Origin of the sequence: Nonomuraea glycinis, assembly GCF_035920485.1 — a bacterium.
GTDB classification, from domain to species: Bacteria; Actinomycetota; Actinomycetes; order Streptosporangiales; family Streptosporangiaceae; genus Nonomuraea; species Nonomuraea glycinis.
Map to the genome: position 1 here is coordinate 9,260,970 of NZ_CP109166.1, position 24,512 is coordinate 9,285,481.

Annotated in this window: 26 protein-coding genes and 1 tRNA gene; 7 read left to right on the forward strand and 20 right to left on the reverse strand. The window is 71.1% G+C overall.

Features of this window, described 5'->3' with window-relative positions; translation table 11 throughout:
* Position 1: 1 nt before the first annotated feature.
* The gene (locus OHA68_RS43605) at positions 2-808 is read right to left on the reverse strand and encodes a hypothetical protein (RefSeq protein ID WP_327105491.1); all 807 of its coding nucleotides are present in this window, start codon (positions 806-808) and stop codon (positions 2-4) included.
* Between the two features lie 123 nt (positions 809-931).
* Here OHA68_RS43605 and OHA68_RS43610 point away from each other — a divergent pair, with 123 nt between their 5' ends.
* On the forward strand, positions 932-1,168 hold the full coding sequence (locus tag OHA68_RS43610; protein ID WP_327105492.1) for a hypothetical protein: 237 nt from the start codon (positions 932-934) through the stop codon (positions 1,166-1,168).
* 88 nt (positions 1,169-1,256) lie between these two features.
* On the opposite strand, the gene OHA68_RS43615 is transcribed toward OHA68_RS43610, so the two are convergent.
* Together OHA68_RS43615 and OHA68_RS43620 are read right to left on the reverse strand one after the other, a co-directional pair.
* Positions 1,257-1,895 (reverse strand): class I SAM-dependent methyltransferase, encoded by a 639-nt coding sequence (locus OHA68_RS43615; protein WP_327105493.1) that lies wholly within the window; start codon positions 1,893-1,895, stop codon positions 1,257-1,259.
* Between the two features lie 108 nt (positions 1,896-2,003).
* Positions 2,004-2,573 (reverse strand): YybH family protein, encoded by a 570-nt coding sequence (locus tag OHA68_RS43620; RefSeq protein WP_327105494.1) that lies wholly within the window; start codon positions 2,571-2,573, stop codon positions 2,004-2,006.
* Between the two features lie 403 nt (positions 2,574-2,976).
* Between OHA68_RS43620 and OHA68_RS43625 the strand changes: the two genes are divergently transcribed.
* Positions 2,977-3,198, forward strand: coding sequence for a CDGSH iron-sulfur domain-containing protein (locus OHA68_RS43625; protein ID WP_327105495.1), 222 nt, complete (start codon positions 2,977-2,979; stop codon positions 3,196-3,198).
* 937 nt (positions 3,199-4,135) lie between these two features.
* Here the strand turns inward: OHA68_RS43625 and OHA68_RS43635 are convergent.
* The 7 genes from OHA68_RS43635 to OHA68_RS43665 all read right to left on the reverse strand — a co-directional run bounded on the left by OHA68_RS43635 (position 4,136) and on the right by OHA68_RS43665 (position 14,007).
* Entirely contained in the window at positions 4,136-5,143 is a 1,008-nt protein-coding gene (locus OHA68_RS43635) for an iron-containing redox enzyme family protein (protein WP_327105496.1), read from the reverse strand.
* A 99-nt stretch (positions 5,144-5,242) separates the two neighbouring features.
* Positions 5,243-5,569: a nitrite reductase small subunit NirD gene (gene nirD, locus OHA68_RS43640; RefSeq protein WP_189140866.1), complete on the reverse strand. Its 327-nt coding sequence runs from the start codon at positions 5,567-5,569 to the stop codon at positions 5,243-5,245.
* Complete coding sequence (gene nirB, locus OHA68_RS43645; RefSeq protein ID WP_327105497.1) at positions 5,566-7,995, reverse strand: nitrite reductase large subunit NirB; 2,430 nt, start codon at positions 7,993-7,995, stop codon at positions 5,566-5,568. The genes nirD and nirB overlap by 4 nt, the downstream gene beginning before the upstream one ends.
* Complete coding sequence (locus OHA68_RS43650) at positions 7,992-9,386, reverse strand: FAD-dependent oxidoreductase (RefSeq protein ID WP_327105498.1); 1,395 nt, start codon at positions 9,384-9,386, stop codon at positions 7,992-7,994. Before OHA68_RS43650 ends, nirB begins: the two co-directional genes overlap by 4 nt.
* On the reverse strand, positions 9,383-11,413 hold the full coding sequence (locus tag OHA68_RS43655; RefSeq protein WP_327105499.1) for a molybdopterin oxidoreductase family protein: 2,031 nt from the start codon (positions 11,411-11,413) through the stop codon (positions 9,383-9,385). The genes OHA68_RS43650 and OHA68_RS43655 overlap by 4 nt, the downstream gene beginning before the upstream one ends.
* On the reverse strand, positions 11,413-12,723 hold the full coding sequence (locus OHA68_RS43660; protein WP_327105500.1) for an MFS transporter: 1,311 nt from the start codon (positions 12,721-12,723) through the stop codon (positions 11,413-11,415). The genes OHA68_RS43655 and OHA68_RS43660 overlap by 1 nt, the downstream gene beginning before the upstream one ends.
* A 156-nt stretch (positions 12,724-12,879) precedes the next feature.
* Positions 12,880-14,007, reverse strand: coding sequence for an epoxide hydrolase family protein (locus OHA68_RS43665; RefSeq protein WP_327105501.1), 1,128 nt, complete (start codon positions 14,005-14,007; stop codon positions 12,880-12,882).
* 142 nt (positions 14,008-14,149) lie between these two features.
* Here OHA68_RS43665 and OHA68_RS43670 point away from each other — a divergent pair, with 142 nt between their 5' ends.
* On the forward strand, positions 14,150-14,446 hold the full coding sequence (locus OHA68_RS43670) for a hypothetical protein (RefSeq protein WP_327105502.1): 297 nt from the start codon (positions 14,150-14,152) through the stop codon (positions 14,444-14,446).
* A gap of 69 nt (positions 14,447-14,515) precedes the next feature.
* Here the strand turns inward: OHA68_RS43670 and OHA68_RS43675 are convergent, their stop codons facing one another.
* From OHA68_RS43675 to OHA68_RS43690, 4 genes are all read right to left on the reverse strand, one after another.
* A complete protein-coding gene (locus OHA68_RS43675) occupies positions 14,516-14,926 on the reverse strand; it encodes a type II toxin-antitoxin system VapC family toxin (protein WP_327105503.1) in 411 nt (136 codons plus the stop codon).
* Complete coding sequence (locus OHA68_RS43680; RefSeq protein ID WP_327105504.1) at positions 14,923-15,243, reverse strand: type II toxin-antitoxin system Phd/YefM family antitoxin; 321 nt, start codon at positions 15,241-15,243, stop codon at positions 14,923-14,925. Before OHA68_RS43680 ends, OHA68_RS43675 begins: the two co-directional genes overlap by 4 nt.
* 70 nt (positions 15,244-15,313) lie before the next feature.
* Complete coding sequence (locus OHA68_RS43685; protein WP_327105505.1) at positions 15,314-16,264, reverse strand: ROK family protein; 951 nt, start codon at positions 16,262-16,264, stop codon at positions 15,314-15,316.
* 76 nt (positions 16,265-16,340) lie between these two features.
* Positions 16,341-17,036: an N-acetylmannosamine-6-phosphate 2-epimerase gene (locus OHA68_RS43690; RefSeq protein WP_327105506.1), complete on the reverse strand. Its 696-nt coding sequence runs from the start codon at positions 17,034-17,036 to the stop codon at positions 16,341-16,343.
* Between the two features lie 105 nt (positions 17,037-17,141).
* On the opposite strand from OHA68_RS43690, the gene OHA68_RS43695 reads away from it, so the two are divergent.
* Complete coding sequence (locus OHA68_RS43695) at positions 17,142-17,867, forward strand: GntR family transcriptional regulator (RefSeq protein ID WP_327105507.1); 726 nt, start codon at positions 17,142-17,144, stop codon at positions 17,865-17,867.
* On the opposite strand, the gene OHA68_RS43700 is transcribed toward OHA68_RS43695, so the two are convergent.
* From OHA68_RS43700 to OHA68_RS43715, 4 genes are all read right to left on the reverse strand, one after another.
* Positions 17,855-18,331 (reverse strand): GNAT family N-acetyltransferase, encoded by a 477-nt coding sequence (locus OHA68_RS43700; protein WP_189140875.1) that lies wholly within the window; start codon positions 18,329-18,331, stop codon positions 17,855-17,857. The genes OHA68_RS43695 and OHA68_RS43700 overlap by 13 nt on opposite strands.
* A 227-nt stretch (positions 18,332-18,558) precedes the next feature.
* A tRNA-Met gene (locus OHA68_RS43705) sits at positions 18,559-18,632 on the reverse strand.
* A gap of 53 nt (positions 18,633-18,685) precedes the next feature.
* Positions 18,686-20,668, reverse strand: coding sequence for a translation factor GTPase family protein (locus OHA68_RS43710; protein ID WP_327109628.1), 1,983 nt, complete (start codon positions 20,666-20,668; stop codon positions 18,686-18,688).
* 170 nt (positions 20,669-20,838) lie between these two features.
* Positions 20,839-21,414, reverse strand: a complete 576-nt coding sequence (locus tag OHA68_RS43715; RefSeq protein WP_327105508.1) for an HD domain-containing protein — start codon at positions 21,412-21,414, stop codon at positions 20,839-20,841.
* Positions 21,415-21,591: 177 nt separating this feature from the next.
* Between OHA68_RS43715 and OHA68_RS43720 the strand changes: the two genes are divergently transcribed.
* A complete protein-coding gene (locus tag OHA68_RS43720) occupies positions 21,592-21,915 on the forward strand; it encodes a putative quinol monooxygenase (protein WP_327105509.1) in 324 nt (107 codons plus the stop codon).
* 3 nt (positions 21,916-21,918) lie between these two features.
* Here OHA68_RS43720 and OHA68_RS43725 read toward each other — a convergent pair whose 3' ends face one another.
* Entirely contained in the window at positions 21,919-22,368 is a 450-nt protein-coding gene (locus OHA68_RS43725) for a VOC family protein (protein WP_327105510.1), read from the reverse strand.
* A gap of 147 nt (positions 22,369-22,515) precedes the next feature.
* On the opposite strand from OHA68_RS43725, the gene OHA68_RS43730 reads away from it, so the two are divergent.
* The gene (locus OHA68_RS43730) at positions 22,516-23,400 is read left to right on the forward strand and encodes an alpha/beta fold hydrolase (protein ID WP_327105511.1); all 885 of its coding nucleotides are present in this window, start codon (positions 22,516-22,518) and stop codon (positions 23,398-23,400) included.
* Positions 23,397-23,918: a GbsR/MarR family transcriptional regulator gene (locus OHA68_RS43735; RefSeq protein WP_327105512.1), complete on the forward strand. Its 522-nt coding sequence runs from the start codon at positions 23,397-23,399 to the stop codon at positions 23,916-23,918. The genes OHA68_RS43730 and OHA68_RS43735 overlap by 4 nt, the downstream gene beginning before the upstream one ends.
* A gap of 1 nt (position 23,919) precedes the next feature.
* Here the strand turns inward: OHA68_RS43735 and OHA68_RS43740 are convergent, their stop codons facing one another.
* Positions 23,920-24,471 carry a CGNR zinc finger domain-containing protein gene (locus tag OHA68_RS43740; RefSeq protein ID WP_327105513.1) on the reverse strand — a complete coding sequence of 184 codons (552 nt, stop codon included), beginning with the start codon at positions 24,469-24,471 and terminating at the stop codon, positions 23,920-23,922.
* Positions 24,472-24,512: the final 41 nt, after the last annotated feature.

The following is a 24,512-nucleotide window of genomic DNA, read 5'->3' on the forward strand; positions in this document are numbered from 1 at the left end:
TTCACCCGTTGAAGACGACGACATCCCCCTCCCCACCCGAACGCCCGTCCCCGCCCCCGTCAGACAGCCCTTCCGAGGTCTCACCCGAGGACCTCCCCGAGGGCTCGGACGGATCCGGCTCACGCCTGCGACGCGCCAGCCGTACGGCGAGCAGGGTGAACAGCGCGCCGCCGACGGCGGCGAGCAACAGGGTGTACGGCGGGAACCCGCCACCCTCCTGACCCGCGACGCGCTCCTGCACCGCGGTGGCCGACTCCTGCTCGGCAGCGACCTGTGCGGCGGTCGGCGCGGCGGCGGGGGCCGAGGCCGGCGCGGCGGAGGTCTGGGCGGGCGTCCCCTTGCCCGCCGGGAAGCCCGGCGGCCGGATCGCGCCCCAGTGGTCCTGCTCCGTGGCCCCGGCGTCCCGCAGTTCGGGCGGCACCGGACGGATCTCGATGCCGCCGGGCACCGTGAGCGTGCCGACCTCGTACGGCGCGAAGATCCCCTGAACGCCTTCGATCGTGTACGTCCCCTTCGGCAGGCTCACGGCGGTGGCGTAGTGCCCCGCCTCAGGCAGCGGCGTGCCCGCGAAGGTCGTCGGCCGCCCCTTGGCGTCGGTCAGCGTGAGCCCCGTCGTGCCCAGGTCGCCCTCGAACGGATGAACCCCGTGCTGGAGCACCCAGAACCCGATCGTGTACGAGGTCCCGGGAGCGAGCGCGCCGGGCACCGGGTCCAGATAGGTCACCGCCCACCCGCCGGCCGCCGAAGCGGGTAGCCCTCCCGTGAGGAGCGCGGCGACGGCGGCCAGGATGACCACGTAATTCCTCATGTCACACCTCCGGCCTGAATACACCGGCCAAGCCGCTCAGGTTCCCCTCCCCATTGCGCGTCCGGACGATGCACAATCGGGGGGTAGACGGGGATCAGGCGGAGTAGCGAGGAGGCTCGCGCGGTGTTCGCCACCGGCCGCGAATATCTGACGGGGATGCTCGACGTGCTCGTGTACGAGGGGATGCTGCTCGCATGGCGGCGTGCCCCACTGGACGGTTACGTGATCGTCTCGCACGAGGGGGAAGAGCTCACCCTCACCACGGCGCAGGCGCAGCTGTGGATCCAGGGCGCTTTCGGCGCCTACCTGTCCTTGGTCGACCAGGGCCGCATCTCCCCCCGCATGCCCAAAGGCACCTGACACCCACGACGCCACCGAGCAGACCGCGCACCCGTACGACACCCGACACTACGGGCAGGCCCCATCCCACCCTGATGACACTCGAAGGTCACGCGACGTTGCGGGCGCGGCCCAGGATGTGGGTGAGCCTGGGGCTGCCGCCCATCGGCTGGTGGATGAAGCGTTCGTGCTCCTCGATCACCAGTCCGCCGGCGCCGATCGCCGTCGCCGTCTCGCGGTTGGGGTGGCAGCCGCCGGCCAGGCGCCGCCACAGCGGCGTGATCAGATCCTGGAGGCTCCCGCGCACCGGGCTGGGCGAGCGGACATGCTCGAAGAAGCGCAGTTCGCCGCCGGGCCTGAGCACCCGCCGCGCCTCCATGAGCGTCACCTGCTGGTCCGGCACCGAGCAGAGGACGAGTGACATCACCACCGCGTCGAACGCGTCCTCCTCGTACGGCAGCGAGTCGGCATGCCCCGGCACCACCACGACGCGGACCGGGGCGGTGGCCGTGGCCCGCTCGGCGGCGGCGCGCAGCAGATGGTCCGGCTCGACGGCGACGACCTCGGTCACCGCGGCGGGGTAGTGCGGGAAGTTGAGCCCGTTGCCCGCGCCGACCTCCACGACCCGGCCGCTCAGCCCGGCGAGCAGGCGGCCCCGCAGCTCCGCCGTGGACCCGTCGGCCTGCACGCTCATCCGCTCGTACATGCGGGCGAAACGAGGATGCTGGTACTTCGACAGGTCCTGCATGAGGCACACCCTAGGTCACGCGACCGGCTCCCCCGCCCGCCCAGCGAACGGACACGGAAGCCGGAGGCGAGAACCAGACACGGAAGCCTGAGGCCAGGTGCGGAGGTGTCAGGAGGCGCTGTTGGTCATGTAGCGGGCGATCTTCCAGTTGCCGTTCTCCTTGCTGAGCACGAAGAACGCCCGCGTCTCGTCGGCGCCCTTCCCCTTGGTCGCACGGACGAAGGCCCAGGACTCCACGGCCATCGCTTCCTCGATCGTGGGCGACCCGTCGCTGTCCTCCTCACCCTGGATGAGGCTGCGCAGCCCTTCGGTGCCTTCCGCCGTCGGCTCGCCGTCCACCGCCGCCACCGCGTCGGGGGTGAAGAGCTTCACGGCCTTGTCGGTGTCTCCGCCGGCCATCGCGCTGAAGAACTCTTCGACGACGGCGCGGGGCGCCGCCGCGTCGGCTCCCCCTGAGGGCGACATGGTGCCGGACGGTGATGGGCTCATGGTGTCGGTGGCGGGCGGGCTCATGTCGGCCGGCGGACCGGTGTCGGTGGCCATGTCGGACGGTGCGGTCGGCGGACTGGCCGCGCCCTTCATCGCCTGTCCGGTGCCGCCGGCGGCGCAGCCGGCGGTGAGGAGGGCTGGGACGATCGCGGCCAGCAGGATGCCCCTGCGCAGAGAAGTCGTGCTCATAGCCGCTTTGATTCCCGCCCCGATCAAGGGCGAATGCGCACTTTATCCAGTTCGCACAGGCCCTTTACCACCTCCGGCCACGGGCGCGAACCTTAATCACTGTCACCCTTCACTGAATTTGGAGAGATCATTCAGAGCCACGATCGTTGCCGGTTAGAGACCTGAGCCCCGGTGCGCCGCCGATACCGTCGTGCCAGTGCCGGAAAATAAGGCGAGCCTAAGCGTTCATCCCCCTGAACCTCTGCCCCAGCGTGAAGACGCGGAGCGTTGCGACAGCGCCGACGCCGAACGGCGATGCGTCCTTCCAGCGGCCCATCCAGGCGCGCACGTCTACCCACCCCTGGAGTTGGACCGCCGCTCCTAGCGGCCGTTTCCGAAGCGCTTCACCGGGCAGCCGGGACACATGCCGCACGACAGGGATGAGCCGGTCACGGTGACGGCTTACGAGGACGGCCCGCTGCTCGTGCGCGGACCGTTCGAGCTCCGCACCCCGGACGGCAAGCCGATCGCCTGCGATCGGGCGACCGTGGCGCTGTGCCGGTGCGGCCACTCCTCGGTCAAGCCGTTCTGCGACGGCTCGCACAAGGTGACCGGGTTCCGGGCGCCCGGCGGTGAGACCGCGTGACGGCGCAGCCAGCGGGTGGAGTGGGCGGCCCGCCGCACCCGGCGTCCCGCGTACGGCACGCCGCCGGTGAGTGCCGCGCAGAGAGCCAGCCAGCTGCATATGGCGCGTTCCAGGACCCAGACCGGCGCGAACAGTGACCCGGCGGCGGGAAAGACCGCTCGTCCGCCCGCCCGGCGCCGCCCCGCCTCGGCCGTGATCACGGCCAGCCCCGCACCCGCCGCCACCACGCCATAGCGGCGGCGCAGCAGCGCGGCGGTCAGCGCGGGCAGCACCGCCAGGAACAGCCCCATCCTGACGGGCTGCGCCAGGTCGTCGTAGGCCTGGCGGACCCGTTGGGACCAGAAGCGCCGGACCTCGCAGGGCAGCCGGCGCACGTACAGGTCCGGCGCGGTGACGACGCGCCCGCCGTGGGCTCGCACGGTGCGGACCAGCTCCAGGTTCTCGAACAGCACGTCGCCGTCGTAGCCGCCCATCCGCAGGTAGAAGGACCTGCGGACGCCGAGGGTGCCGGGATGGTCGGTGCCGAGCGCCCGGTTGAGCAGGGTGCGGGCGGTGTCCCAGCGGGCGTGCCAGGGCAGCGGGTCGAAGAAGTTCTGCGGGCGCACCAGGTCGGCCTCGGCGAGCAGCCGGCACATGCCGAGCAGGCCGCGCTCGTCGTAGCGGACGTCGTCGTCGGCGATCACCACCCGGTCCGCGCGGGCCAGCCGCAGGCCGGTGGCGACGCCGGCGACCTTGCCGTTGGCGCAGCGCAGGCCGTCGGGACGAACATGGGTGACCAGGCCGTGCCAGCGGCGGGCGTGCCGGTCGTAGAGCTCCCCGGCGCTCCCGTCGACGACGATCACGTGGGCGTGCCGGGCCAGGCGGCGCAGGTAGCCGGTCAGCTCCTCCAGGCCGGCGTCGTCGCTCCAGCGCAGCGGCAGCACATAGTCGAGGTCCATCACTGTCCCGCGACGAGGTCCGCCAGATCGGGTTCGAGCAGCGAGCTCGCGCCGCACTGCCAGCGGTCCATGACCTGCTCGGCCCAGAGTCGTTCGAGCGTCAGCGCGCAGGCCGCGCCGTACAGGATGTCGCCGGTGAGTGACGGGAAGGCGGCCGCGAAGCCACCGCACAGGTCGTTGGCCGCGACCTGCTCGTGCACGGCGTCGGCCTGCACGTGCTCGTCGTAGAAGCGGGCGGCGGCGTCGTCGCCGCCGAGCCGGCGCAGGCCGGCAGCGTAGCGCCGGTTGGGCAGCGAGGAGGTCATCTCCAGCGCGGCCAGATGGCCGACCAGGGCGCCGCGCAGCCGCCGGTGCAGGCCGAACAGCGACATGGCGTTGGAGATCGCCAGGGTGATGCCGGGCACGCGGCCGAGGTAGGCGCCGTAGGAGTCGTCTAGGCCGAGGCCGCGCAGGGTGGTGCGGAACAGCTCGGAGTGCATCCGCTCGCGGCGGCCGCCGCCGTACTCGTCGGCCTGGATCTCCACCAGCGCGGCCTTGGGGCCGCCGTGCAGGCGGGGGATCGCCCAGGTGTGCGGGTCGCCCTCCTTGAGCTGGTAGATGGAGCGGTGCACGGCGAACTCGCGGAACTGCTCCAGCTCGGCCGTGCGCTGCAGGAACTGCGCCATCGGCGGCCCCTCATCGGCGACGGTGAGCGCGGTCAGCGCCCGGCGCACGTGCTCGGGAGCCACCGGCTGCGGCCGGGGCACGGCCCGGGCGAGCGCGTCCTCGAACCGGCTCTCCAGTACGGCACGCGCGCGCAGCAGCGACGGCTCCCACTCCCAGCGGTCGTCGACCCCGTCGAAGCCCTGATAGTGCAACTCGTAACAGGCGAACAGGGCGAGCTGAAGGTCGTCGTCCAGGACCGCGCCCGACGGGCAGTCGGGCAGCGGGCCGATCCGGTCCGGCGAGCCGCCGAGACGGGCGAAGAGCTCAGCGGTGATCGGGCCACGGGCGGCGGGCAGGCGCATCGGCGCTCCAGAGGTAGACCGAGCGGAGGCCGGACGCCGGCACCATGCACCTCCCCGTTCCCCCAGGTTTCAGCAGGTGGATGCCCTGAGGGAGGTCGGCTAAACGCTCACCGCGACCTGCACGAGCTCGCCGTCCAGGCGGACCTGGTAGACCGGCACGGTGACCGCGGGCTCGTCCAGGCAGTGCCCGGTGACCAGCGAGAACACCTGCTTGTGCAGCGGCGAGGCGACGGTCGGCTCGCCTTTCCTGGTGCCGACGATGCCGCGCGAGAGCACGTACGCCCCGCTGAAGGGGTCCTGGTTGCCCAGCGCGTGCACCACCCCGTCGTGGGTGCGGAACAGCGCCACCTGCCGGCCGTCGACGAGGGCGCACACGCCCCGCTCGGGCTGCAGGACCTGATAGCCGCAGACGTTCACCCAGCTCATGACAGCACCACCGGCTTGATCTGGCCACGCTCGGTGGCGAAGACGATCGACGGGTCGGGGACACCCGGCGCGTTGACGAAACTGACGAACCTGCTGAGCTTCTCCGGGTCTTCCAACGTTGCCCTCCATTCATCCTGGTACGTGGCGACGTGCTGGCTCATGTGCGCGTCGAGGTCGGCGCAGATGCCCAGCGAGTCGTCGATGATCACTGAGCGCAGGTAGTCGAGGCCGCCGTCGAGCGACTCCACCCAGGCGGCGGTGCGCTGCAGCCGGTCGGCGGTGCGGATGTAGAACATCAGGAAGCGGTCGATGGTCCTGATCAGCTCTTCGGTGCTCAGGTCACCGGCCAGCAGGTCGGCGTGGCGGGGCTTGAAGCCGCCGTTGCCGCCCACGTACAGGTTCCAGCCCTGCTCGGTGGCGATGATGCCGAAGTCCTTGGATCTGGCCTCGGCGCACTCGCGGGCGCAGCCGGAGACGGCGGACTTGAGCTTGTGCGGCGAGCGCAGCCCCCGGTAGCGCAGCTCCAGCTCGATGGCCAGGCCCACGGAGTCCTGCACGCCGTAGCGGCACCAGGTGGACCCGACGCACGACTTGACCGTGCGCAGCGCCTTGCCGTAGGCGTGGCCGGACTCGAACCCGGCGTCCACCAGCCGGCGCCAGATCTCCGGGAGCTGGTCGACGCTGGCGCCGAACAGGTCGATCCGCTGCCCTCCGGTGATCTTGGTGTAGAGGCCGAAGTCGCGGGCCACCTCGCCGATGACGATGAGCTTGTCCGGGGTGATCTCGCCGCCGGGGATGCGCGGGACGACGGAGTAGGTGCCGTTCTTCTGGATGTTGGCCAGAAAGCGGTCGTTGGTGTCCTGCAGCGTCGCCATCTCGCCGTCGAGCACGTGCCCGTTGTGCAGGGAGGCGAGGATGGAGGCCACGGCGGGCTTGCAGATGTCGCAGCCCCGGCCGTCCCCGTGCGCGGCGATGAGCTCGGAGAACGTGGTGATGCCGCGCACCCGGACGATGTCGAACAGCTCGGCCCTGGAGTAGGCGAAGTGCTCGCAGAGGTTCTTGCTGACCTCGACGCCCGACTTCTCCAGAAGCTGCTTGAGCATCGGCACGCAGCTCCCGCAGGTCGTGCCGGCCCGCGTACAGGCCTTGATGCCGGGCACGTCGGCGCAGCCGTGGTCGGCGATCGCCGAGCGGACCGCGCCCGCGCTGACGTTGTTGCAGGAGCAGACCTGCGCGTCGTCCGGCAGCTCGAGCTGCGCGCCGCCGCCGGTGAACAGCAGGTCGGACGGGGGTGCGGGCAGCGGCTTGCCGACGAAGGAGCGCAACGAGGTGTACGGCGAGGCGTCGCCGACGCAGATGCCGCCGAGCAGCGTCTGGGCGTCGTCGCTGATGAACAGCCGCTTGTAGACGCCGGCCACCGGGTCCATGTAGGTGACGTCGAGCGCCCCCGTCATGGCGCCGAACTGGGCCACCTCGACGCCGAGGAGCTTGAGCTTGGTGGACATGTCGGCGCCCTCGAAGCCGGCCCCGCCGCCCAGGATCCGGTCGGCGGCCACCTCGGCCATGGTGAAGCACGGCCCGACCAGCCCGTAGATCATGCCGCCGGACAGCGCGCACTCGCCGATGGCGTAGATGTCGGGGTCGGAGGTGCGCATCGCGGAGTCGACCACGATGCCGCCGCGCTCGCCCACCTCCAGCCCGCTCGCCCTGGCCAGCTCGTCGCGCGGCCTGATGCCGGCGGAGAAGACGACCACCTGGGCGTCGACGATCGTGCCGTCGGGCTTGCGCAGCCCGGCGACCTGCCCCTTGTCGTCGGTGACGATCTCCTGCACGCCGGCGCCCGCGTGCACGCTCAGGCCGAGTTCCTCGATGTGCGCCTTCAGCACCGAGCCGCCGCCCTCGTCCACCTGGCGGGGCATCAGCCACGGGCTCATCTCGACGATGTGGGTGCGCAGTCCGAGCGAGCGCAGCGCGTCGGCCGCCTCCAGGCCGAGCAGCCCGCCGCCGACGACGACGCCGTCGGCGGCCTCCTTGGCCGCCAGCCTGATCGCGTCCAGGTCGTCGATGGTGCGGTAGACGTAGGCGTGCTCGGCGCCGGGCACCGGCGGCACGAACGGCGCGGACCCGGTGGCCAGCACCAGCACGTCGTACGGCTCCCGCGCGCCGCCTTCGACGGTGACCACGCGGGCCTGCCGGTCGATGCCGGTGACGCGGCTGCCGAGCCTGACCACCGCCTGCTCCGGCACCGGGTAGGACAGGTCCTCGGCGCTGACGCCGGACAGGTAGGAGGTCAGCGCCACCCGGTCATAGGCCGGGCGGGGCTCCTCCCCGATCACCGTGATGCGGCCGTCGAAGCCGCGCTGGAGCAGGGCTTCCACGAGCCGGTGAGCGGCGGGGCCGTACCCGACCACAACGATCTTCTTCACGCGGAGATCCCTTCTTGTTCGCACAACCAGCCGACGATCCCCTCCACGGCGTCACGGCAGGTGCCGCAGCCGGTCGTGGCCCTGGTGGCGGCGGCCACCCCGGCCACGTTCCTGGCGCCCGCTTCCCAGCACGCCCGGATCTGACCCTTGGTCACGTTGTTGCACTGGCAGACCTTGGCCGCGTCCGGCATCAGCACCGGACTCTCCGCGACCGGCGCCGCCGCCAGCCCCGGGAACAGCAGCCCGGCCCGGTCGCCCGGCACCGGCCCGCCACGGTCGAAGAGCTGGGTGAGCGTGCCGACGGCGTCGCTGTCGCCCAGCAGGATCGCGCCGACCAGCCGGCCGTCGCGGATGACGAGCTTGCGGTAGGTGCCCTTCGCCCGGTGGCTGAAGCGCACCACCTCGGCGTGCTCGTCGGTGAGCTGCGTCTCGCCCATCGCGGCGAGTTCGACGCTGCTCGCCTTGAGCCTGGTCACCAGCCGCGAGCCCCGGTAGCGGGACTTGCCGCCGGTGATCACGTCGGCGGCCACGGCGGCCTGCTCCCAGGCGGGCGCGACCAGGCCGTAGACGTTGCCGTCGTGTTCGGCGCACTCGCCGATGGCGAAGATCGACGGGTCGTCGGTGCGCATCTCGTCGTCGACGACGATGCCGCGCCGCACCTCCAGGCCCGCCTCGGCGGCCAGGCCGGTCAGCGGGCGGACGCCGCAGGCGAGCACGACCAGGTCGCCGTCGGCCAGCTCGCCACCGGCCAGCCGGACGCCGTCCTCCTCGACGGCCTCGGCCACCACGCCGGTGCGGATGTCCACGCCGAGCCCGGTGAGGGTCTCGCCGAGCACCAGCCCGGCCTCGGGGTCGAGCTGGCGCTCCATCAGGTGGTCGGCGAGGTGCAGCAGGGTGACCGGCAGGCCGCGCCCGGCCAGGCCGCGGGCCGCCTCGATGCCGAGCAGCCCGCCGCCGACGACCACCGCCCGGCGGCTGTGCGCGGCGGCCTTGAGGATACGGTCGCAGTCGTCGAGGGTGCGGAACGGGATGGCCCGCTCGACCCCGGGGATGCGGGGCACGAACGCCTCGCTGCCGGTGGCCAGGACGAGCAGGTCGTACGGTTCGCGGCGCCCGTCGGTGGTGTGCACGGCGCGGGTCTCCCGATCGATCCAGGCGACCGCGCTGCCCGACACCGCCTCCACCCGGTTGGCGCCGTACCAGGACAGCTCGTGCAGCCGGAGCTGCTCGGCCCTGGCCTTGCCGGCGAGCACGTTCGACAGCAGCACCCGGTTGTACGGGTGGCCTTCCTCGGCGCCGAACACGGTGATCGTGAGGTGCGGGTCGCGCGCCCGTACCTCACTGACCAGCCGTGATCCGGCCATGCCGTTTCCCACCACGACGAGCCTCATGCGTCTCGCTCCACTCTGACGGCGCAGACCTTGAACTCGGGCATCCGGGACGTGGGGTCGAGCGCCGGGTTGGTGAGGCGGTTCGCCCCCTCCCAGTGGAAGGGCATGAACACGGTGTCGCTCCTGATCGCGTCGCTGATCCTGGCCACGCCCCGGCCCTCGCCGCGCCTGCTCGTCACCAGCACCTGGTCCCCCGCCTCGATCTTCAGCCGCTCGGCCAGATCGGGGTGGAGCTCCACGTACGGCTGCGGCGCGGCCTTGGTGAGGGAGGCGATCCTGCGGGTCTGCGCGCCGCTCTGGTAGTGCGCCAGCACGCGACCGGTCGTCAGGTAGACGGGGTAGTCCTCGTCGATGTCCTCCACCGGGGGCCGGTGCTCGACGGGCACGAACCTGGCGCGGCCGTCGGGGGTGGCGAAAGAGTCGAGGAACGGCCGCGGCGTGCCGGGGTGCTCGGGCGCCGGGCAGGGCCAGAACACGCCGGTCTCGCCGGCGATCCGCTCGTAGGTGATGCCGGAGTAGTCGGCGGCGCCGCCGGCGCTGGCCCGGCGCAGCTCCTCGAAGACCTTGCCGGGCTCGTCGGCGAAGTCGTGACCGAGCCGGCGCGCCAGTCCGGCGATGACCTCCAGGTCGCTGCGGACGCCGGCCGGCGGCTCGACGGCCTGCCTGCGCAGCAGGACGCGGCCTTCAAGGTTGGTCATCGTGCCGGTCTCCTCGGCCCACTGCGTGACCGGAAGGACCACGTCGGCCAGCGCCGCCGTCTCCGACAGCACCACGTCGCAGACCACCAGCAGATCCAGCGCCTTGATCCGGTCGGCGACGTGAGCCGAGGCGGGCGCCGAGACGACCGGGTTGGAGCCGAACACCAGCATGGCGCGCGACCCGTCCGGCGTGCCGAGGGCGTCGAGCAGCTCGTAGGCCGAGCGGCCCGGCCCCGGCAGGTCCTCCGGCGGCACGCCCCATACGCCCGCGACGTGCTCCCGTGCCGCCGGGTCGTCGATCTTGCGGTAGCCGGGGAGCTGGTCGGCCTTCTGGCCGTGCTCCCTGCCGCCCTGGCCGTTGCCCTGCCCGGTGAGGCAGCCGTACCCGGAGCCCTGCCGGCCGGGCAGGCCCAGCGCCAGGGCGAGGTTGACGAACGCGGTCACCGTGTCGGTGCCCTTGGCGTGCTGCTCGGCTCCCCTGCCGGTCAGGACGTACGCGCTGTTCGCCGCGGCGAGGGCGCGCACGGCCTCGCGCATGCGCGGCACCGGCACGCCGGTGATCCGCTCCACCCGCTCGGGCCACCAGGCGGCCAGCGAGGTGCGCACCGCGTCGAAGCCCGAGGTCCGCTCCTCGATGTACGCCTCGTCGACGAGCTCTTCGGCGATGGCCAGGTGCAGCAGGCCGAGCGCGAGCGCCAGGTCGGTGCCCGGCGTGGGCCGCAGGTGCAGCCAGGCGAGCTTGGCCGTCGGGGTGCGGCGCGGGTCGATGACGATCAGCCGGGCGCCGTCCAGGTGGCGGACGAACGGCGGCATCGTCTCGGCCGGGTTGCCGCCCGCCAGCAGGATGACGTCGGCCCCGGCCAGGTCGGTGATCGGGAACGGCATGCCGCGGTCCATGCCGAACGCCCGGATCGAGGCGGCCGCGGCCGACGACATGCAGAAACGGCCGTTGTAGTCGATCTGGCTGGTACGCAGCGCGACCCGGGCGAACTTGCCGAGCAGGTACGCCTTCTCGTTGGTGAGCCCGCCCCCGCCGAACACGGCCACGGCGTCGGGGCCGTGCTCGGCGGCGATGCCGCTGAGCCGTTCGGCCACGTGGTCGAGCGCCACCTCCCAGGACACCGGCTCGCCGTGCAGGAGCGGGCTGGTCAGTCGCTCGCCGTTGGTCAGCAGCTCGGCCGCCGTCCAGCCCTTCTGGCAGAGCGCCCCGGCCGCGTTCGCCGGGATGTCGGTCCGCGGGGTGATGGTGATCTCGGTGCCCTGGCCGCCGATCGCCATCCCGCACTGCAGGGCGCAGTACGGGCAGTGCGTCTTCACCGGTGCGTCCATCAAACCCTCGCGTAGGCCAGGCTGGGGGCCCGGGTGACGCCCACCGTGCGGGTGTAGCACCACCAGGTCACCCCCACGCAGGCCAGGTAGAAGATCCCGAAGGCGGCGAAGGCGAGGGACGGGCTGCCCGTCGCCGCGAACGACATGCCGAACGCCCGGTTGATGAGGAACCCGCCGAGGGCGCCGACGGCGGAGATGATGCCGATGGCCGCGGAGGCCTGCCGCTTGCCGTACAGCAGGGCCGCCTCGTCGGTGCCGCGCTCGGCCACCGCCTTGGCCTGGAAGATGGCCGGGATCATGCGGTAGGTGGACCCGTTGCCGATGCCGGAGGTGAGGAAGAGCAGCTGGAAGGCCAGGAAGAACAGCCAGAAGTTGCCCGAGACGGAGCCGAGCCAGACCAGCAGCACCCCGCCGCCCATGGCGGCGAAGTTCCACAGGGTGACCGGGGCGCCGCCGAACCGGTCGGCCAGCCAGCCGCCGACCGGCCTGATCAGCGAGCCGACGAGCGGCCCGGCGAAGGCCACCACCGCCCACGGCGAGCCGGGGAACAGGCTCTTGCTCAGCAGCGGGAAGGCCGTGGAGTAGCCGATGAACGAGCCGAACGTGCCCACGTACAGGAACGACATGATCCACGTCTGCGCCTTGCCCGCGACCGCCATCTGCTCGCGCGGGCTGGCCTTGGCGCTGGTCAGGTTGTCCATGAAGAACCACGCGCAGGCGGCGGCCAGCACGATGAACGGGATCCAGAACCAGCCGGCCGCGGCCAGCCCGAACGCCCCGATCACCAGCGGGATGACGAGTTGCACCGAGCTGACGCCGATGTTGCCGCCCGCGGCGTTCAGCCCGAGCGCCACCCCCTGCTTCTCCCGGGGGTAGAAGTAGGTGATGTTGGCCATGCTGGAGGCGAAGTTGCCGCCGCCGAACCCGGCCAGCGCCGCGATCACCAGGAACATCCAGTACGGCGTCGCGGGGTTGCTCACCGCCACCCCGAGCAGCACCGCCGGGATGATCAGCAGCAGCGCGCTGACGACGGTGAAGTTGCGCCCGCCGAACCTGGCGGGGCCGAAGGTGTACGGCACCCGCAGCACCGAGCCGATCAGGTTCGGCAGCGCGATCAACCAGAAGAGCTGGTCGGTGGAGAAGGCGTAGGCGCCCATCTGGGCGGCCACGATGCTCCACAGCGTCCAGACGGTGAAGCCGAGATGCTCGGCCAGGATCGAGAAGATCAGGTTCCGACGGGCGACCTTCCGGCCGGTGTTCTGCCAGAAAGTCGGGTTGTCGGGATGCCACTCGGCGATCCAGCGCGCCATCGTTCCTCCTACGCTCGGGTGGCCAGGACTCGAACGTTAGGAAGCCGGGGTTACGCACACCGACGATCCGTGGCTGTGCGGGAGTTACATGTAACTCACCCGCGCAACACGCAATACATATGCGTCACGGCGGAAACACGTTGGTAATCCAAGCTGTCAGTCCAGCCCTCCGAAGAACGCCCGGATGTCGGCGACCAGCGCCTCGGGCTGCTCCATGGCCGGGAAGTGGCCGCCGTCGGCGAACTCCGTCCAGTGCACGACCTTGTCGGTGCGCTCGGCCAGGCTGCGCACCGGCCGGACGTAGTCGTGGGCGAAGACGGCCACGCCGACCGGGACGGGCGACTGCTCCGGCATGCTCCACGCGTGGGAGAACTCCCAGTAGAGCTGCGCCGCCGAATCGGCCGTGTTCGTCAGCCAGTAGATCGAGACGTCGGTGAGCAGGCGGTCCCGGTCGACGCCGGCCTCGGTCCAGTCGTCGAACTTCTCCGCGATCCAGGCGAGCTGCCCGGCCGGCGAGTCCGCCAGTCCGAAGGCCAGCGTGTGCGGCCGGGTCGACTGGATGGCCATATATCCGCCCAGCTCGCCGGTGAACCGCTCCAGCCCCTCGATCCTGGCCTGGTCGGACTCGCTCAGCCCCGCCAGCTCGCCCGGCTCTCCCGTGGGGAAGGTCATCAGGTAGTTCACGTGCACGCCGATCAGGTGCTCGGGGTCGGCGAAGCGCAGCTCCCTGGACACGCCCGAGCCCCAGTCGCCGCCCTGCGCGCCGTAGCGGTCGTAGCCGAGCCTGGCCATCAGCGTGGCCCAGGTCCGCGCGATGCGCGCCAGCGTCCAGCCGGTGCCGGTCAGCGGGGCGGAGAACCCGTAGCCGGGCAGCGACGGGATGACCAGGTGGAAGGCGTCGGCCGGGTCGCCGCCGTGCGCCCGGGGGTCGGTCAGCGGGCCGATCACGTCCAGGAACTCCACGACGGAGCTGGGCCAGCCGTGCGTGAGGATCAGCGGGGTCGCGTCGGGCTCGGGTGAGCGTACGTGCAGGAAGTGGATGTCCTGGGAGTCGATGGTGGTGACGTACTGGGGGTGGGCGTTGAGCCGCGCCTCGTGCGCGCGCCAGTCGTAGCCGGTGGCCCAGTGGTCGGCGAGCTCGCGCAGCCGCGCGGCGGGCAGGCCGCGCTCGCTGCCCGCCCCCGGCGTCTGGACGGGCAGCCGGGTACGGCTCAGCCGCTCGCGCAGGTCGTCGAGGTCGGCCTGGGGGATGTCGACGCGGAAGGTCCTGATCTCTTCGCTCATACGGAAACGATCGCAGCGATAGCGGAAGACTTCTTGCCTCGATACCAGGAACTTTCCCCCCGGCCGCTGGATACGCCGGGCACGATCCGAGCCGGGGTTATCGGCTCCAACCTGGGGTAACAGCAAACGCAAGGGGGGAAACATGATCAAAAAGCTCCATAAGATGGGCATTAAGTCGAATCACATGTACCTGGCTGGACTTGGGTCGATCGCCCTGTCCTTCGCCACCTGGCTCGCCTCGAAAGAGGGCGAACGAGCCGGCATAGACCGGGCCGACCGGTGGGGCATCTTCATAGGCCAGTGGGCGCCGACCTTCTTCGCCATGGGGGTCGCGCTCCGCATCGAGGAGACGCACCAGGGCGAGGAGGACATGCCGGAAGGCATGCGCGGAGAGACGCATCGCACGACGGACCGGATCCGCGCCGGCTCCGGCGTCTGACAGCCGCAGGACCAGGCCGCAGGCCGCGTCAGGGGGACGTGGCCTGCGGCCTGCCGTCTCGCCCGAGGTTCACTTCGGGCGGGTGACCGGAACCACGGAGAGAAGGTGGTCCAGGCCTCTGAAATCCTTGGGATTGCAGGTATAGAGCGGGAGTCGGTGGGCGATGGCGACGCAAGCGATCATCAAGTCGGCGGTCCGAGGGCGGGGCTTCCTACCCGAGGCGATGACAGCGGTCCATAGCTGGCCGTATTCACGGGCAGCCGTCTCATCGAAAGGCAGCGGGTCGAACTCGGCTTCAGCGGTCTGAAGGATCTTCATTCGCTGTGCCAGTTCCCGGGGTCCCGTCGCCACCAGGACGCCGACCGACAACTCCGCGGTCGTGATGGCACTGATCAGCAGCTCATCAGGCAGTTCGTCGGGATCGATACCAGCGCGCAGGATGAGGATGTTGGTGTCGAGCAGCCCCGCGACATACGTCATTCAAGGCCCTCCGCGAACTCGCCCCTGCCGTAGGCGCGTTCATAGGGATCGTAGAATTCGTCGTTGACATGCCGGTCCATGTCCCGCCGATAGTCGCGGTCATCCATATGCGGCATACCGCGAGATACGGCCGCGAATTCGGCGCGAGAGACAGCGCGGCGTCGACGGCGGATGGGAACGAGGTCACCGATATGGTGACCGTTTCTGGTGACGGCATACTGCTCGCCGCGTTCCAAGCCGTCCATGATCTCAGCCGACCGATTACGCAGGTCGCGCTGGGAAATCAGATGGGAAGGATCGTAGTCCGGAGTGCTCACACAACGATGCTAACCCGTTGGTGCCACCGAGTGCCATGAGATAGCACCACCCCTTCTGGCAGAGTCGCTCTCACGTCGCGTACAACGCGGCCAACCCAGCGCCGACGAGGCCGGCCCTCTCCCCCAGAACGGCCTCCCGGATGGGGACACCACGCACACCCGTCAGCGCCTCGGCCCGAAAGCCCCGGCGCACCGGGCTCAGCAGCAGTGAGCCGAGCCTGGACACACCGCCCGCGAGCACGATCACGTCCGGGTCCAGCAGGTTGGCCGCGCCGCCGAGCACCCGCCCCAGAAGGCTCGCGGCCGCCGTGATCACGTGACGGGCCTGCGGCTGCCCCGACCGGGCCAGGGACGCGATCTCCCTCAACTCCAGCACCCGCCCTGTCACCTCCCTGTACGAGCGCTCGATCGCCGGTCCTGAGGCATGCGCCTCGACATGGTCGAACGCGCCACAGGAGCACCTGCGCCCGGCCGCGAGCGTCGCCGGCATCTGAGCGGCGAAACCGGCGCCCACCGGCGCCGGCACGTGACCGAGGGCGCCCGCTGTTCCTGACCGGCCCGTAACCGTCGCGCCGTCCGCCACGAGCGCGCCGCCGATGCCGGTGCCGACGGCCACCACGAGACCGGTCCCGGCACCGCGGGCCGCGCCGACGCGCGCCTCGGCCGTGCCCGCCGCGTGGCAGTCGTTGACCACCTGGGCGGGAAGTCCCAGGCTGCCCTCGGCGAGGCCCCGCACGTCGGTGCCGGCCCAGCCGGTCAGCAGGTCGGTGGACCCGGCGATGCGGCCCACCGGGTCCACCACGCCCGCCGTAGCGATGCCGCACGCCACCACCCGGTCGCCGCCGAGGTCGCGAAGCGGGCGGGCGCAGGCGAGCACGGCGGCCATGATCGCCTCGCCCCCGTCGGCCGCCGGGGTGGCCGTTCTCCGCTGCTCGTACAGCCGCCCCTCGGCGTCCACCAGACCCGCCGCGATCTTGGTGCCCCCGATGTCGACGGCCACCACCAGCGGAGATCGGCTCACCGCCACCTCCCCAGACACCCCAAAAGCCCGAAATCTCCGGACACCGCCACCCCAGCGCCGCCCGTCGCGGGACTCCTCATCGAACTCCCGCCGAGGCCGCCGGGGCCGCCGAGGCCAGCCGGGCGGTGATGGCGACGGGGTCGGTGATCGCGCCGCCCACCACGACGGCCCACGCACCCGCCTCGAACGCCTGCCGCACCTGCTCCGCCGTACGGTAACGCCCCTCGGCCACCACCCGGACGCTGCGCGCGGCCAGCTCCCCCACCAGGGCGATGTCGGGATCGTCGGGGGTGGGCAGGTGCCGCGCCGTGTACCCCGACAGGGTCGTCCCGACCACCTCCGCCCCCGCTTCCCAGGCCGCCAGCCCTTCCTCCAGAGTGGACACGTCGGCCATCACCGCGACGCCCAGCGACTCGCGGACGGCGGTGACCAGCGCTCCGGAGGCGGGCGACTCGTGGGTCAGGTCGATCGCGATCACGTCGGCGCCGGCCGCCGCCAGGTCCTCGGCCAGGGCCAGGGTCGGCGTGATCAGGTGGCGGTGCGCGTACGGGACCTTGTGCAGGCCGATGACCGGCAGGACGGTGCGCCGGCGGACGGCGCGGATGTCCTCGGCGGAGTTGATCCGCAGCGCGGCGGCTCCGCCGAGCTCGGCGCACCGGGCGAGTCGGGCGATGGTCGCCGCGTCTCTCAGCGGATGCCCCTCGGGCGCCTGGCAGGAGACGACGAGCCCGCCGCCGATCCGTTCCAGCGCGGAGACCCCGTCGGTGCCCATACATGCCCAATCTCAACGAGCTTGCCCGATTTCTCCATAAATATGGAGAAATATGATGTGATTGGTATAGCCCAATTCCGACAAGCCGGTCAAGCAGGAGGCTTCATGACGGACGGTGTGGTGACGCGCGGCCCGGTCAAGTCCACCGAGCTCCGCCGGCACCTGCGCACGCTCCTGCGCGAGCGGCTCGCCCCGCACGACCGGCTGCCCACCGAGCGCAGCCTGGCCGAGGAGTTCTCGCTCAGCCGGCTCACCGTCAGGCGGGTGCTGGACCAGCTGGAGCTGGAGGGGCAGGTCTACCGCGTGCAGGGCTCGGGCACCTTCGTGAGCGAGCCGCGCATCGCCAAGTCCGTCGAGCTGACCTCCTTCAGCGAGGACATGCGCGCGCGGGGCCTGACCCCCGGCTCGCTCGCCGTCACCGCCGAGCGGGTGCCCGCCGGGGCGGAGATCGGCTACGCGCTGCGGATCAGCCCGGCGGAGGAGGTGCTGCGCGTCCGCCGGGTACGCACCGCCGACGGCGAGCCGATCTGCCTGGAGGACAGCTGCCTGCCCGCCGCCCTGGTGCCCGATGACCTGGGCGAGGCGCTGGACGGCTCGCTGTACGAGGAGCTGAACGCCCGGTACGGCCTGGTCCCGCACCGGGCGGAGCAGACGATCAGGGCGACGGTGCTCGACCAGGACAGCGCGCGGGCCCTGAAGGTGCCGCCGTTCTCACCGGCGTTCCTGGTGCAGCGCACCACTTTCGACGCCCGTGGCCGGGCCATCGAGCGGGCGGAGTCGCTCTACCGGGGCGACCGCTACACCTATCAGCTGACGATCTACCGGACCTGACCGCCGAACCGCCGCAGCGGCTCTCCGGCCAGCCGGTAGCGGATCCAGTCGCCCTGCGGCCGCGCGCCGAGGGACTCGTAGAAGTCGATCGCCGGGGTGTTCCAGTCGAGCACCGACCATTCGAGCCGCTCGTACCCCCGCTCGACGCTGATCCGGCCCAGCTCCGTCAGCAGCGCCTTGCCGTGCCCGCCGCCTCGGTGCCCGGGACGTACGTACAGGTCCTCCAGGTAGAGGCCGCGGGTGCCGGTCCAGGTGGAGAAGGTGAGGAACCACAGCGCGAAGCCGACCACCTCGCCGTCGCTCTCGGCGACGTGCGCGAACACGGACGGCTGCTCCCCGAACAGGACCTCCCGCAGCTGCTCCTCGGTGACCTCCACCTCGTGCAGGGCCTTCTCGTAGTCGGCCAGCTCGCGGATCAGCTCGTTGATCACAGACACGTCGTCAGGGGTGGCGTAGCGAATCATGCGCCACAGGTTAGATGATGGCCTGCACTGGTTTCGGTCAGAGCAACAGGTTGATGACCAGGGTGAGCAGGATCGACAGCACGATGGACAGAAGGATCATAGTCACGCAGCCGGCGGCCCCGCCGAGCGGCCTGACGTCCCAGTTCCCGAAGCGCATGAGGCCCGCCTACCCCTGCCGGATACGCGAAACGCCTTCCGAGAGGATCCTCGGAAGGCGCTTCGATAAGTAGCGGGGGAAGGATTTGAACCTACGACCTTCGGGTTATGAGCCCGACGAGCTACCGAACTGCTCTACCCCGCGTCGGCTTCTCCTTAACTATAACGCACTCCTGGACCGCCCGAACCACGAAACACCTAGACCTGCCGGAGGACGTGCAGCAGATACTCCTTCCGGTTGAGCGGGTCGTGGTCCGTCCGGGGCCGGGCCGGCGCCTGGCCGCGAACCTCCTGATAGTGGTCGAAGGCGCTTTCCAGGACGCCCTCGCCCCGGGTCAGCGACGGCAGCCGCTGCTCGAGCTCGTGCACCCTGGCCGCCGGGACGACCCCTTCCACCAGGTAGGACGCCCCCTGCGGGGTGGACGTCCCGGGGACGGCGCCGAGGCGGGCCAGCACGGGCAGCACCGCGCCGAACACGTCCTCGGGCAGGTCCAGCCGGAAGTGGTGCATCGGCTCGTACACCCGGGTGCCGGCCTGGCTGAGCGCCGCCATCAGCACCAGCGGCGTCAGGTTGCGGAAGTCTCCCGCCGTGCTCGACATGCTCTTGTCGAACACCGCGTGCGCGTGGCTCTGCCGGGGCCAGTAGCCGGTGTGCGTGAGGACGACCGCGCAGTCGGTGACCTGCCATCCGCGCAACCCTTGGAGCAGGGTCTCCCGGACGGTCTCCTCGACGGCCCTGATGAACGTGTACGGCATCGAGCCGAGCTCGACCTCCAGCCTGAAGTCCACGCCGGAGCCGATCGGGGCCGGCTCGACGCGCAGCCCGACGGTGGCCAGGAACGGGTTGGGCGGCTTGGCGATGAACTCGGCCGCCGCGCCGGTGCCCACGGGCCGCTCGATGTGGATGGTGCTCGTCTCACGGAAGGTGACGCCGAGCCCGAACTCCTCGGCCAGCGTCGCCTGGATGACCTCCTTCTGCACCTCGCCGTAGAGGGAGACGGACGTCTCCTGCCTGATGTCGTCCTGGCGCAGGTCGATCAGCGGGTCCTGCTCGGCGAGCTGGGAGAGCGCGACGTGCAGCGCGCCCTTGTCGGCGGGCCTGGCGGGCACCACGACGGTCTCCAGCGTCGGCGGGGCGAAGTGCCGGCGCTCGGCGGGCCCGGCAGAATCGGTGCGCGGCAGGCCGAGCTCGTCGCCGATCCGGACGTCGCCGAGCCCCCAGAGCTTGCCGATCCGCCCCGCCTCGACCGAGGAGGCCGGTACGGCCGCGCCCCGGTCGAACACCCGGATGGCGGTGACCTTCCCCGCCACGCCCCGGAACGGCACCCGGTCCCGCAGCCGGATCGTGCCGGCGAACATCCGGACGTAGGCGATCTTCTCCCCGGCCGGTCCGCGCTCGACCTTGAAGACCGTGCCCGAGGGCGGCCCGCCGGTGTCGCCCGCCACGCCGGGCAGCAGCTCCCTGATCCCGTCGATCAACTCCGCGACCCCCGCCCCGGTGATCGCCGAGCCGAAGAGGATCGGGTGCACCAGCGCCCGGCGTGACTGCGCGGCGAGCTCGTCCTTGAGCCTGCCGGGGCAGAGCGCCTGCGTGCCGTCCACGTACGCCGCCAAAAGGGCGTCGTCGTGCTCGGCGAGCACGCTCACCAGGTCGTCGCCGGCGGCGGCGAAGGGCAGGTAGCGCGCGTCGCGGGCGCCGAGGCCGGTGACCGACCCCAGCGCGACGGCGGCCGGGGCCAGCCTGTCGCGGATGCTCCGCAGCACGCGCTCGTCCTGGGCGCCCCGGCGGTCGATCTTGTTCACGAAGATGAGGGTGGGGATGCGCAGCCGGTGCAGCGCCCGCATGAGCACGCGGGTCTGCGCTTGTACGCCCTCCACGGCCGAGATGACGAGCACGGCGCCGTCGAGCACGTTCAGCACCCGCTCCACCTCGGCGATGAAGTCGGGGTGGCCGGGCGTGTCGATCAGGTTGACCGTCACGTCGGCGAGCGGGAAGGAGACGACGGCGGACTTGATCGTGATGCCGCGCCGGCGTTCGAGCTCCAGCGAGTCGGTCTGGGTGCTGCCCGCGTCGACGCTGCCGATCTCGTCGATGACTCCGGCGGCGTGCAGCAGCCGCTCGGTCAGACTTGTCTTACCGGCGTCGACATGCGCCAGAATTCCTAGATTGAGCGATTTCACCAAGCGTCATGTCCTCTGAGTGGATGGTCATTCTCAGCTGGTCAGACATGAACGCTGCGCGCATCGCTGCTCCTCGGTCGATCGATGATGCTCCGGTAGTGCACCAGACGGACGCCCGCCGGGACAACGGGTTTTCGGCGGCCGGGCGTCACCCTCGGCCGCCGCGTGCCTCAGTCGCCGTTGAGCACCGGCATGATCCAGTCCAGGGTCCCGGTGCGCAGAGCCTCCTCGGCCAGGCGTTTACCGGTGGGGGTCCGGAGCGCCGCCAGGGAGCTGTCGATCCACGGCTGCACGTTCTGGTGCCCCTGCTCGCGGTATTCGACCGCCTGGATCAGGCACTCCAGCTTGTCGGCGTCCCGCGCGCACACCGCCTCCAGGCTGGTCTTCTCCTCGTACTCACCGACCGCCCCGCGCACCATCTCCGCCACCTGGGCGGGCAGGCCGCGCATCTGGTCCGCGGTGACCTCCTCATTCGGGGCGGCCTTGAGGTAGCGCTTGCCGATGTACGGGATGTCGGTGATGCGGGTCTCCTGGGTGTCATGGAACAAGCTCATGAACGCCGCCCGCTCGGCGTTGGCGCCCTCCAGCTTGGCGATGACACCGGCGATGACCGCCGTACGGAAGGAGTGCTCGGCGATGCTCTCCGGATCACGTACGCCCGCCACCAGCCAGCCGGTGCGCTTGTACCGCTTGAGCAGCCCGAACTCGTACAGCACCCCGGCCACTCCCGCCAGTTCGTCCGTCACGGCGATCCCCCCTCGACCTCGTTGCACCATTTCGGCGTAGACGTGGTGTACCCACTGCACCGGGCACCGGACACCCCTGGGCGAACCTCGCCGGCGGGGCGCGCTGATCAGGACGTCGCCCGCTCGTTCCCCCTAGCATCGGTGTCTGATGCGCCGCCCTGAGGAGAGAGAAGCCTGATGATCTTCATCACCGCGAAGTTCCGCGTGCTGCCGGAGTCCGCCGACCGGTTCGGCGAGATCACCGCCGAGTTCACCCGGGCGACCCGCGCCGAGCCCGGCTGCCTGTGGTTCGACTGGTCCCGCAGCCTCGACGACCCGGCCGAGTACGTCCTGGTCGAGGCCTTCCGGGACGGCGACGCCGGCGCGGCGCACGTACAGTCGGAGCACTTCCGCACCGCGCAGCGGACCCTGCCGCGCCACCTCGCCGAGACGCCGCGGATCGTCAACGCGACGATCCCGCAGGACGACTGGTCGCTTCTCGGCGAGATGGCCGTCGAGTGAGCCTCAGGAGGCGGCGGCGTCCAGGAGTCCCTGGACGCTGATCTTCCTCATGCCGAGCATGGCCTTCATGACCCGCTCGGCCGTGGCCGGGTCGGACTGCCGCACCAGCTCGGGCAGGGCCTTCGGGACGATCTGCCAGGACAGCCCGTACCTGTCCTTGAGCCAGCCGCACTGGCTCTCCTCGCCGCCGTCGGTGAGCTTGCCCCACAGCTCGTCGACCTCCTCCTGCGTCTCGCAGTCCACGTACAGCGAGACCGCCTCGTTGAAGGTGAAGTGGGGGCCGCCGTTGAGCGCGATGTGCTCCTGCCCGGCCAGCGTGAACGTCACGGTCATCACCGCCTCGCCGGCGCGCTGCACGTACAGGATCTCGGAGTCCGGGAAGAGGGAGGTGTAGAAGGTGGCGGCCTCCTCGGCCTGGTTGTCGAACCACAGGTAAGTCTTGATCTTCTGCATGGTGGCGTCCTTCGCGCTCGCTGTCCGGTCTTTCACAGACGCGTCGAACGGCCACCCGCCGGATCGACACCCGGCCCAGAACTTCTTTCGAAGATTCCCAGATCCTGACATTGCAGTAATTACTGCAATTACCGTAATAATGGGACCATGGTTGATACCGCCGAGCTCGGCGAGAGCGTGCTCGTCCCCCAGCCCGAAGGAAACCTGCACGTCATCACCCGGGGCGCGGCGGGCACGCCGGTGCTCCTGCTCAGCGGCGCGGGCGTCGACAACGCCGCCCTGAGCTGGCGGCACGCCCTGCCCGCGCTGGCCGCCGAGCACCGCGTGTTCGCCCTCGACTGGCCCAAGCAGGGCGGCAGCAGACCCTGGAACGGCACCGCCGATCACGACCGGATGCTCGGCTGCGTCACGGCCGTGCTCGACCACTTCGGCCTCGAACAGGCCGCGCTGGTCGGCCTCTCGCAGGGCGGCGCGATCACCCTCGGCTACGCCGTCGAGCACCCGGAGCGCGTGTCGCGCCTCGTCGCCCTGGCGCCGGCGGGCGTCATCTCCTTCCCGCCCGTCGTCCACCAGCTGCTCTGGGTCACGGCCAGGTGGTCCCTGCTCAACCGGACGCTCCCGTCGCTCGTCTTCCGCAGCCGCGCCGCCTGCGCCTGGTTCGCCCGGCGCGGCCTCTTCGCCGGCGGCCATGTTGACGACTTCGACGCGATCGTGGACGAGTACCACGCCGACGTGCTGCGTAACGGCGCCGGCTCCTCCGACTGGCAGAACGGCTCGATCGGTTTCCGCCGGATGCGCGTCGACCTGCGCCCGGACCTGCCCAGGATCGCCTGCCCGGCGCTGTTCATCCAGGGCAGCGGCGACGCGGGCGTGGACCCGGAGCACACCCGGGCCGCCGCGCGGGCCGTACCGGGAGCGCGGTTCGAGCTCATCGAGGGCGCGGGACACTGGGCGAACCGGCAGGAACCCGGCCGCGTCAACGCCCTCATCGCGGACTTTCTCCGGCCACTTCCGGAGAAAATGGGATCATGACCGAGCCAACGAGCGCCGAGCTCGACTTCGTCGACGACGTGGCGGCCTTCTTCACCGAGGAGGGCCTGCCGTACATCGCCGGACGGGTCGTCGGGTGGCTGCTCATCTGCGACCCGGCGGAGCAGAGCGCCGCGCAGCTCGCGAGCGCCCTGCTGATCAGCCGCAGCTCCATCAGCTCCACGATGCGCCTGCTCACCCCGAGCGGCCTGGTGACGGGCTTCCGCAAGCGCGGCGAGCGGCAGGAATACTTCCGCATCGCCGAGGACGGCTGGAGCCGGATGCTCGCCGCCCGCTACGCCAAGACCTCGGCGTTCCGTGAGGTGACCGAGCGCGGCCTAGCCGTCCTCGCCGGCGCCGCCCCCGAGCGCACCGCCCGCCTGGCGGGCGTCGCCGAGCTGTACCGCTTCCTCGAAGCCGAGCTCCCCGCCCTCTGGACCCGCTGGGAGCAGCACCGAGCGGCCCGCACGCCCGTCGGCGGCGAAGAAGACGGCCGAGGGAGCAGCGCCGAGCGGCCCTGACTCAGGAGGAGCGCCCCGCGTAGTAGCGGCGGGACTTGTCGCGGCTGCCGCAGGTGGTCATGCTGCACCAGCGGCGGCGGCGGTTCTTGCTGACGTCCAGGAACACCCAGCAGCACGACGGACACGAGCCGAGCCGATCCAGCGGCCCGTGTGTGAGCAGCTCGACCGCCGAGGCCGCGACCTCCCACAGCAGCACCCGCACCGTGCGCGGCGTCCCCCAGGTCAGCCGGAAACCCCCGTCGGCCTCCGCCAGCCCGCCATGGGCGATGCCGTCACCGTGCAGCGCGAGCACGGCGCCGAGATCCGGCCCCGGTGCCCTGCCGCCTTGCGCCAGCGCCTCGAACACCCGGAACACCGTCTCCCGCAGCCGCCGCGCGTCCGGCAGCGCCGCCGTGAGCCCGTCCGGGTCCCCGATCGGATGCCCGGCCGCCGCAGCCCAGGTCACCGCCTCCTCCGGCGTGCCCAGCCAGTCGTGCCGGGCGACCGGACGGGCGTTGACCGTGTTGGCGAAGTCCAGGCACAGCGCGTTTCCCACCAGCTCGACCTCGGTCATGCCCCCAGTATCTCACCGATCAAAGGCAGTTGACAGGTCAG

Coding starts and splice junctions, on each gene's coding strand:
- OHA68_RS43735 (WP_327105512.1), top strand. CDS start 23,397: ATGACCGAGCCAACGAGCGCCGAGCTCGACTTCGTCGACGACGTGGCG.
- OHA68_RS43700 (WP_189140875.1), bottom strand. CDS start 18,331: ATGATTCGCTACGCCACCCCTGACGACGTGTCTGTGATCAACGAGCTG.
- OHA68_RS43740 (WP_327105513.1), bottom strand. CDS start 24,471: ATGACCGAGGTCGAGCTGGTGGGAAACGCGCTGTGCCTGGACTTCGCC.
- OHA68_RS43655 (WP_327105499.1), bottom strand. CDS start 11,413: ATGGACGCACCGGTGAAGACGCACTGCCCGTACTGCGCCCTGCAGTGC.
- OHA68_RS43665 (WP_327105501.1), bottom strand. CDS start 14,007: ATGAGCGAAGAGATCAGGACCTTCCGCGTCGACATCCCCCAGGCCGAC.
- OHA68_RS43690 (WP_327105506.1), bottom strand. CDS start 17,036: ATGGGCACCGACGGGGTCTCCGCGCTGGAACGGATCGGCGGCGGGCTC.
- OHA68_RS43660 (WP_327105500.1), bottom strand. CDS start 12,723: ATGGCGCGCTGGATCGCCGAGTGGCATCCCGACAACCCGACTTTCTGG.
- OHA68_RS43625 (WP_327105495.1), top strand. CDS start 2,977: ATGCCGCACGACAGGGATGAGCCGGTCACGGTGACGGCTTACGAGGAC.
- OHA68_RS43605 (WP_327105491.1), bottom strand. CDS start 808: ATGAGGAATTACGTGGTCATCCTGGCCGCCGTCGCCGCGCTCCTCACG.
- OHA68_RS43635 (WP_327105496.1), bottom strand. CDS start 5,143: ATGCGCCTGCCCGCCGCCCGTGGCCCGATCACCGCTGAGCTCTTCGCC.
- OHA68_RS43650 (WP_327105498.1), bottom strand. CDS start 9,386: ATGAGGCTCGTCGTGGTGGGAAACGGCATGGCCGGATCACGGCTGGTC.
- OHA68_RS43730 (WP_327105511.1), top strand. CDS start 22,516: ATGGTTGATACCGCCGAGCTCGGCGAGAGCGTGCTCGTCCCCCAGCCC.
- OHA68_RS43720 (WP_327105509.1), top strand. CDS start 21,592: ATGATCTTCATCACCGCGAAGTTCCGCGTGCTGCCGGAGTCCGCCGAC.
- OHA68_RS43620 (WP_327105494.1), bottom strand. CDS start 2,573: ATGAGCACGACTTCTCTGCGCAGGGGCATCCTGCTGGCCGCGATCGTC.
- OHA68_RS43675 (WP_327105503.1), bottom strand. CDS start 14,926: ATGACGTATGTCGCGGGGCTGCTCGACACCAACATCCTCATCCTGCGC.
- OHA68_RS43725 (WP_327105510.1), bottom strand. CDS start 22,368: ATGCAGAAGATCAAGACTTACCTGTGGTTCGACAACCAGGCCGAGGAG.
- nirD (WP_189140866.1), bottom strand. CDS start 5,569: ATGAGCTGGGTGAACGTCTGCGGCTATCAGGTCCTGCAGCCCGAGCGG.
- OHA68_RS43615 (WP_327105493.1), bottom strand. CDS start 1,895: ATGCAGGACCTGTCGAAGTACCAGCATCCTCGTTTCGCCCGCATGTAC.
- OHA68_RS43695 (WP_327105507.1), top strand. CDS start 17,142: ATGACGGACGGTGTGGTGACGCGCGGCCCGGTCAAGTCCACCGAGCTC.
- OHA68_RS43670 (WP_327105502.1), top strand. CDS start 14,150: ATGATCAAAAAGCTCCATAAGATGGGCATTAAGTCGAATCACATGTAC.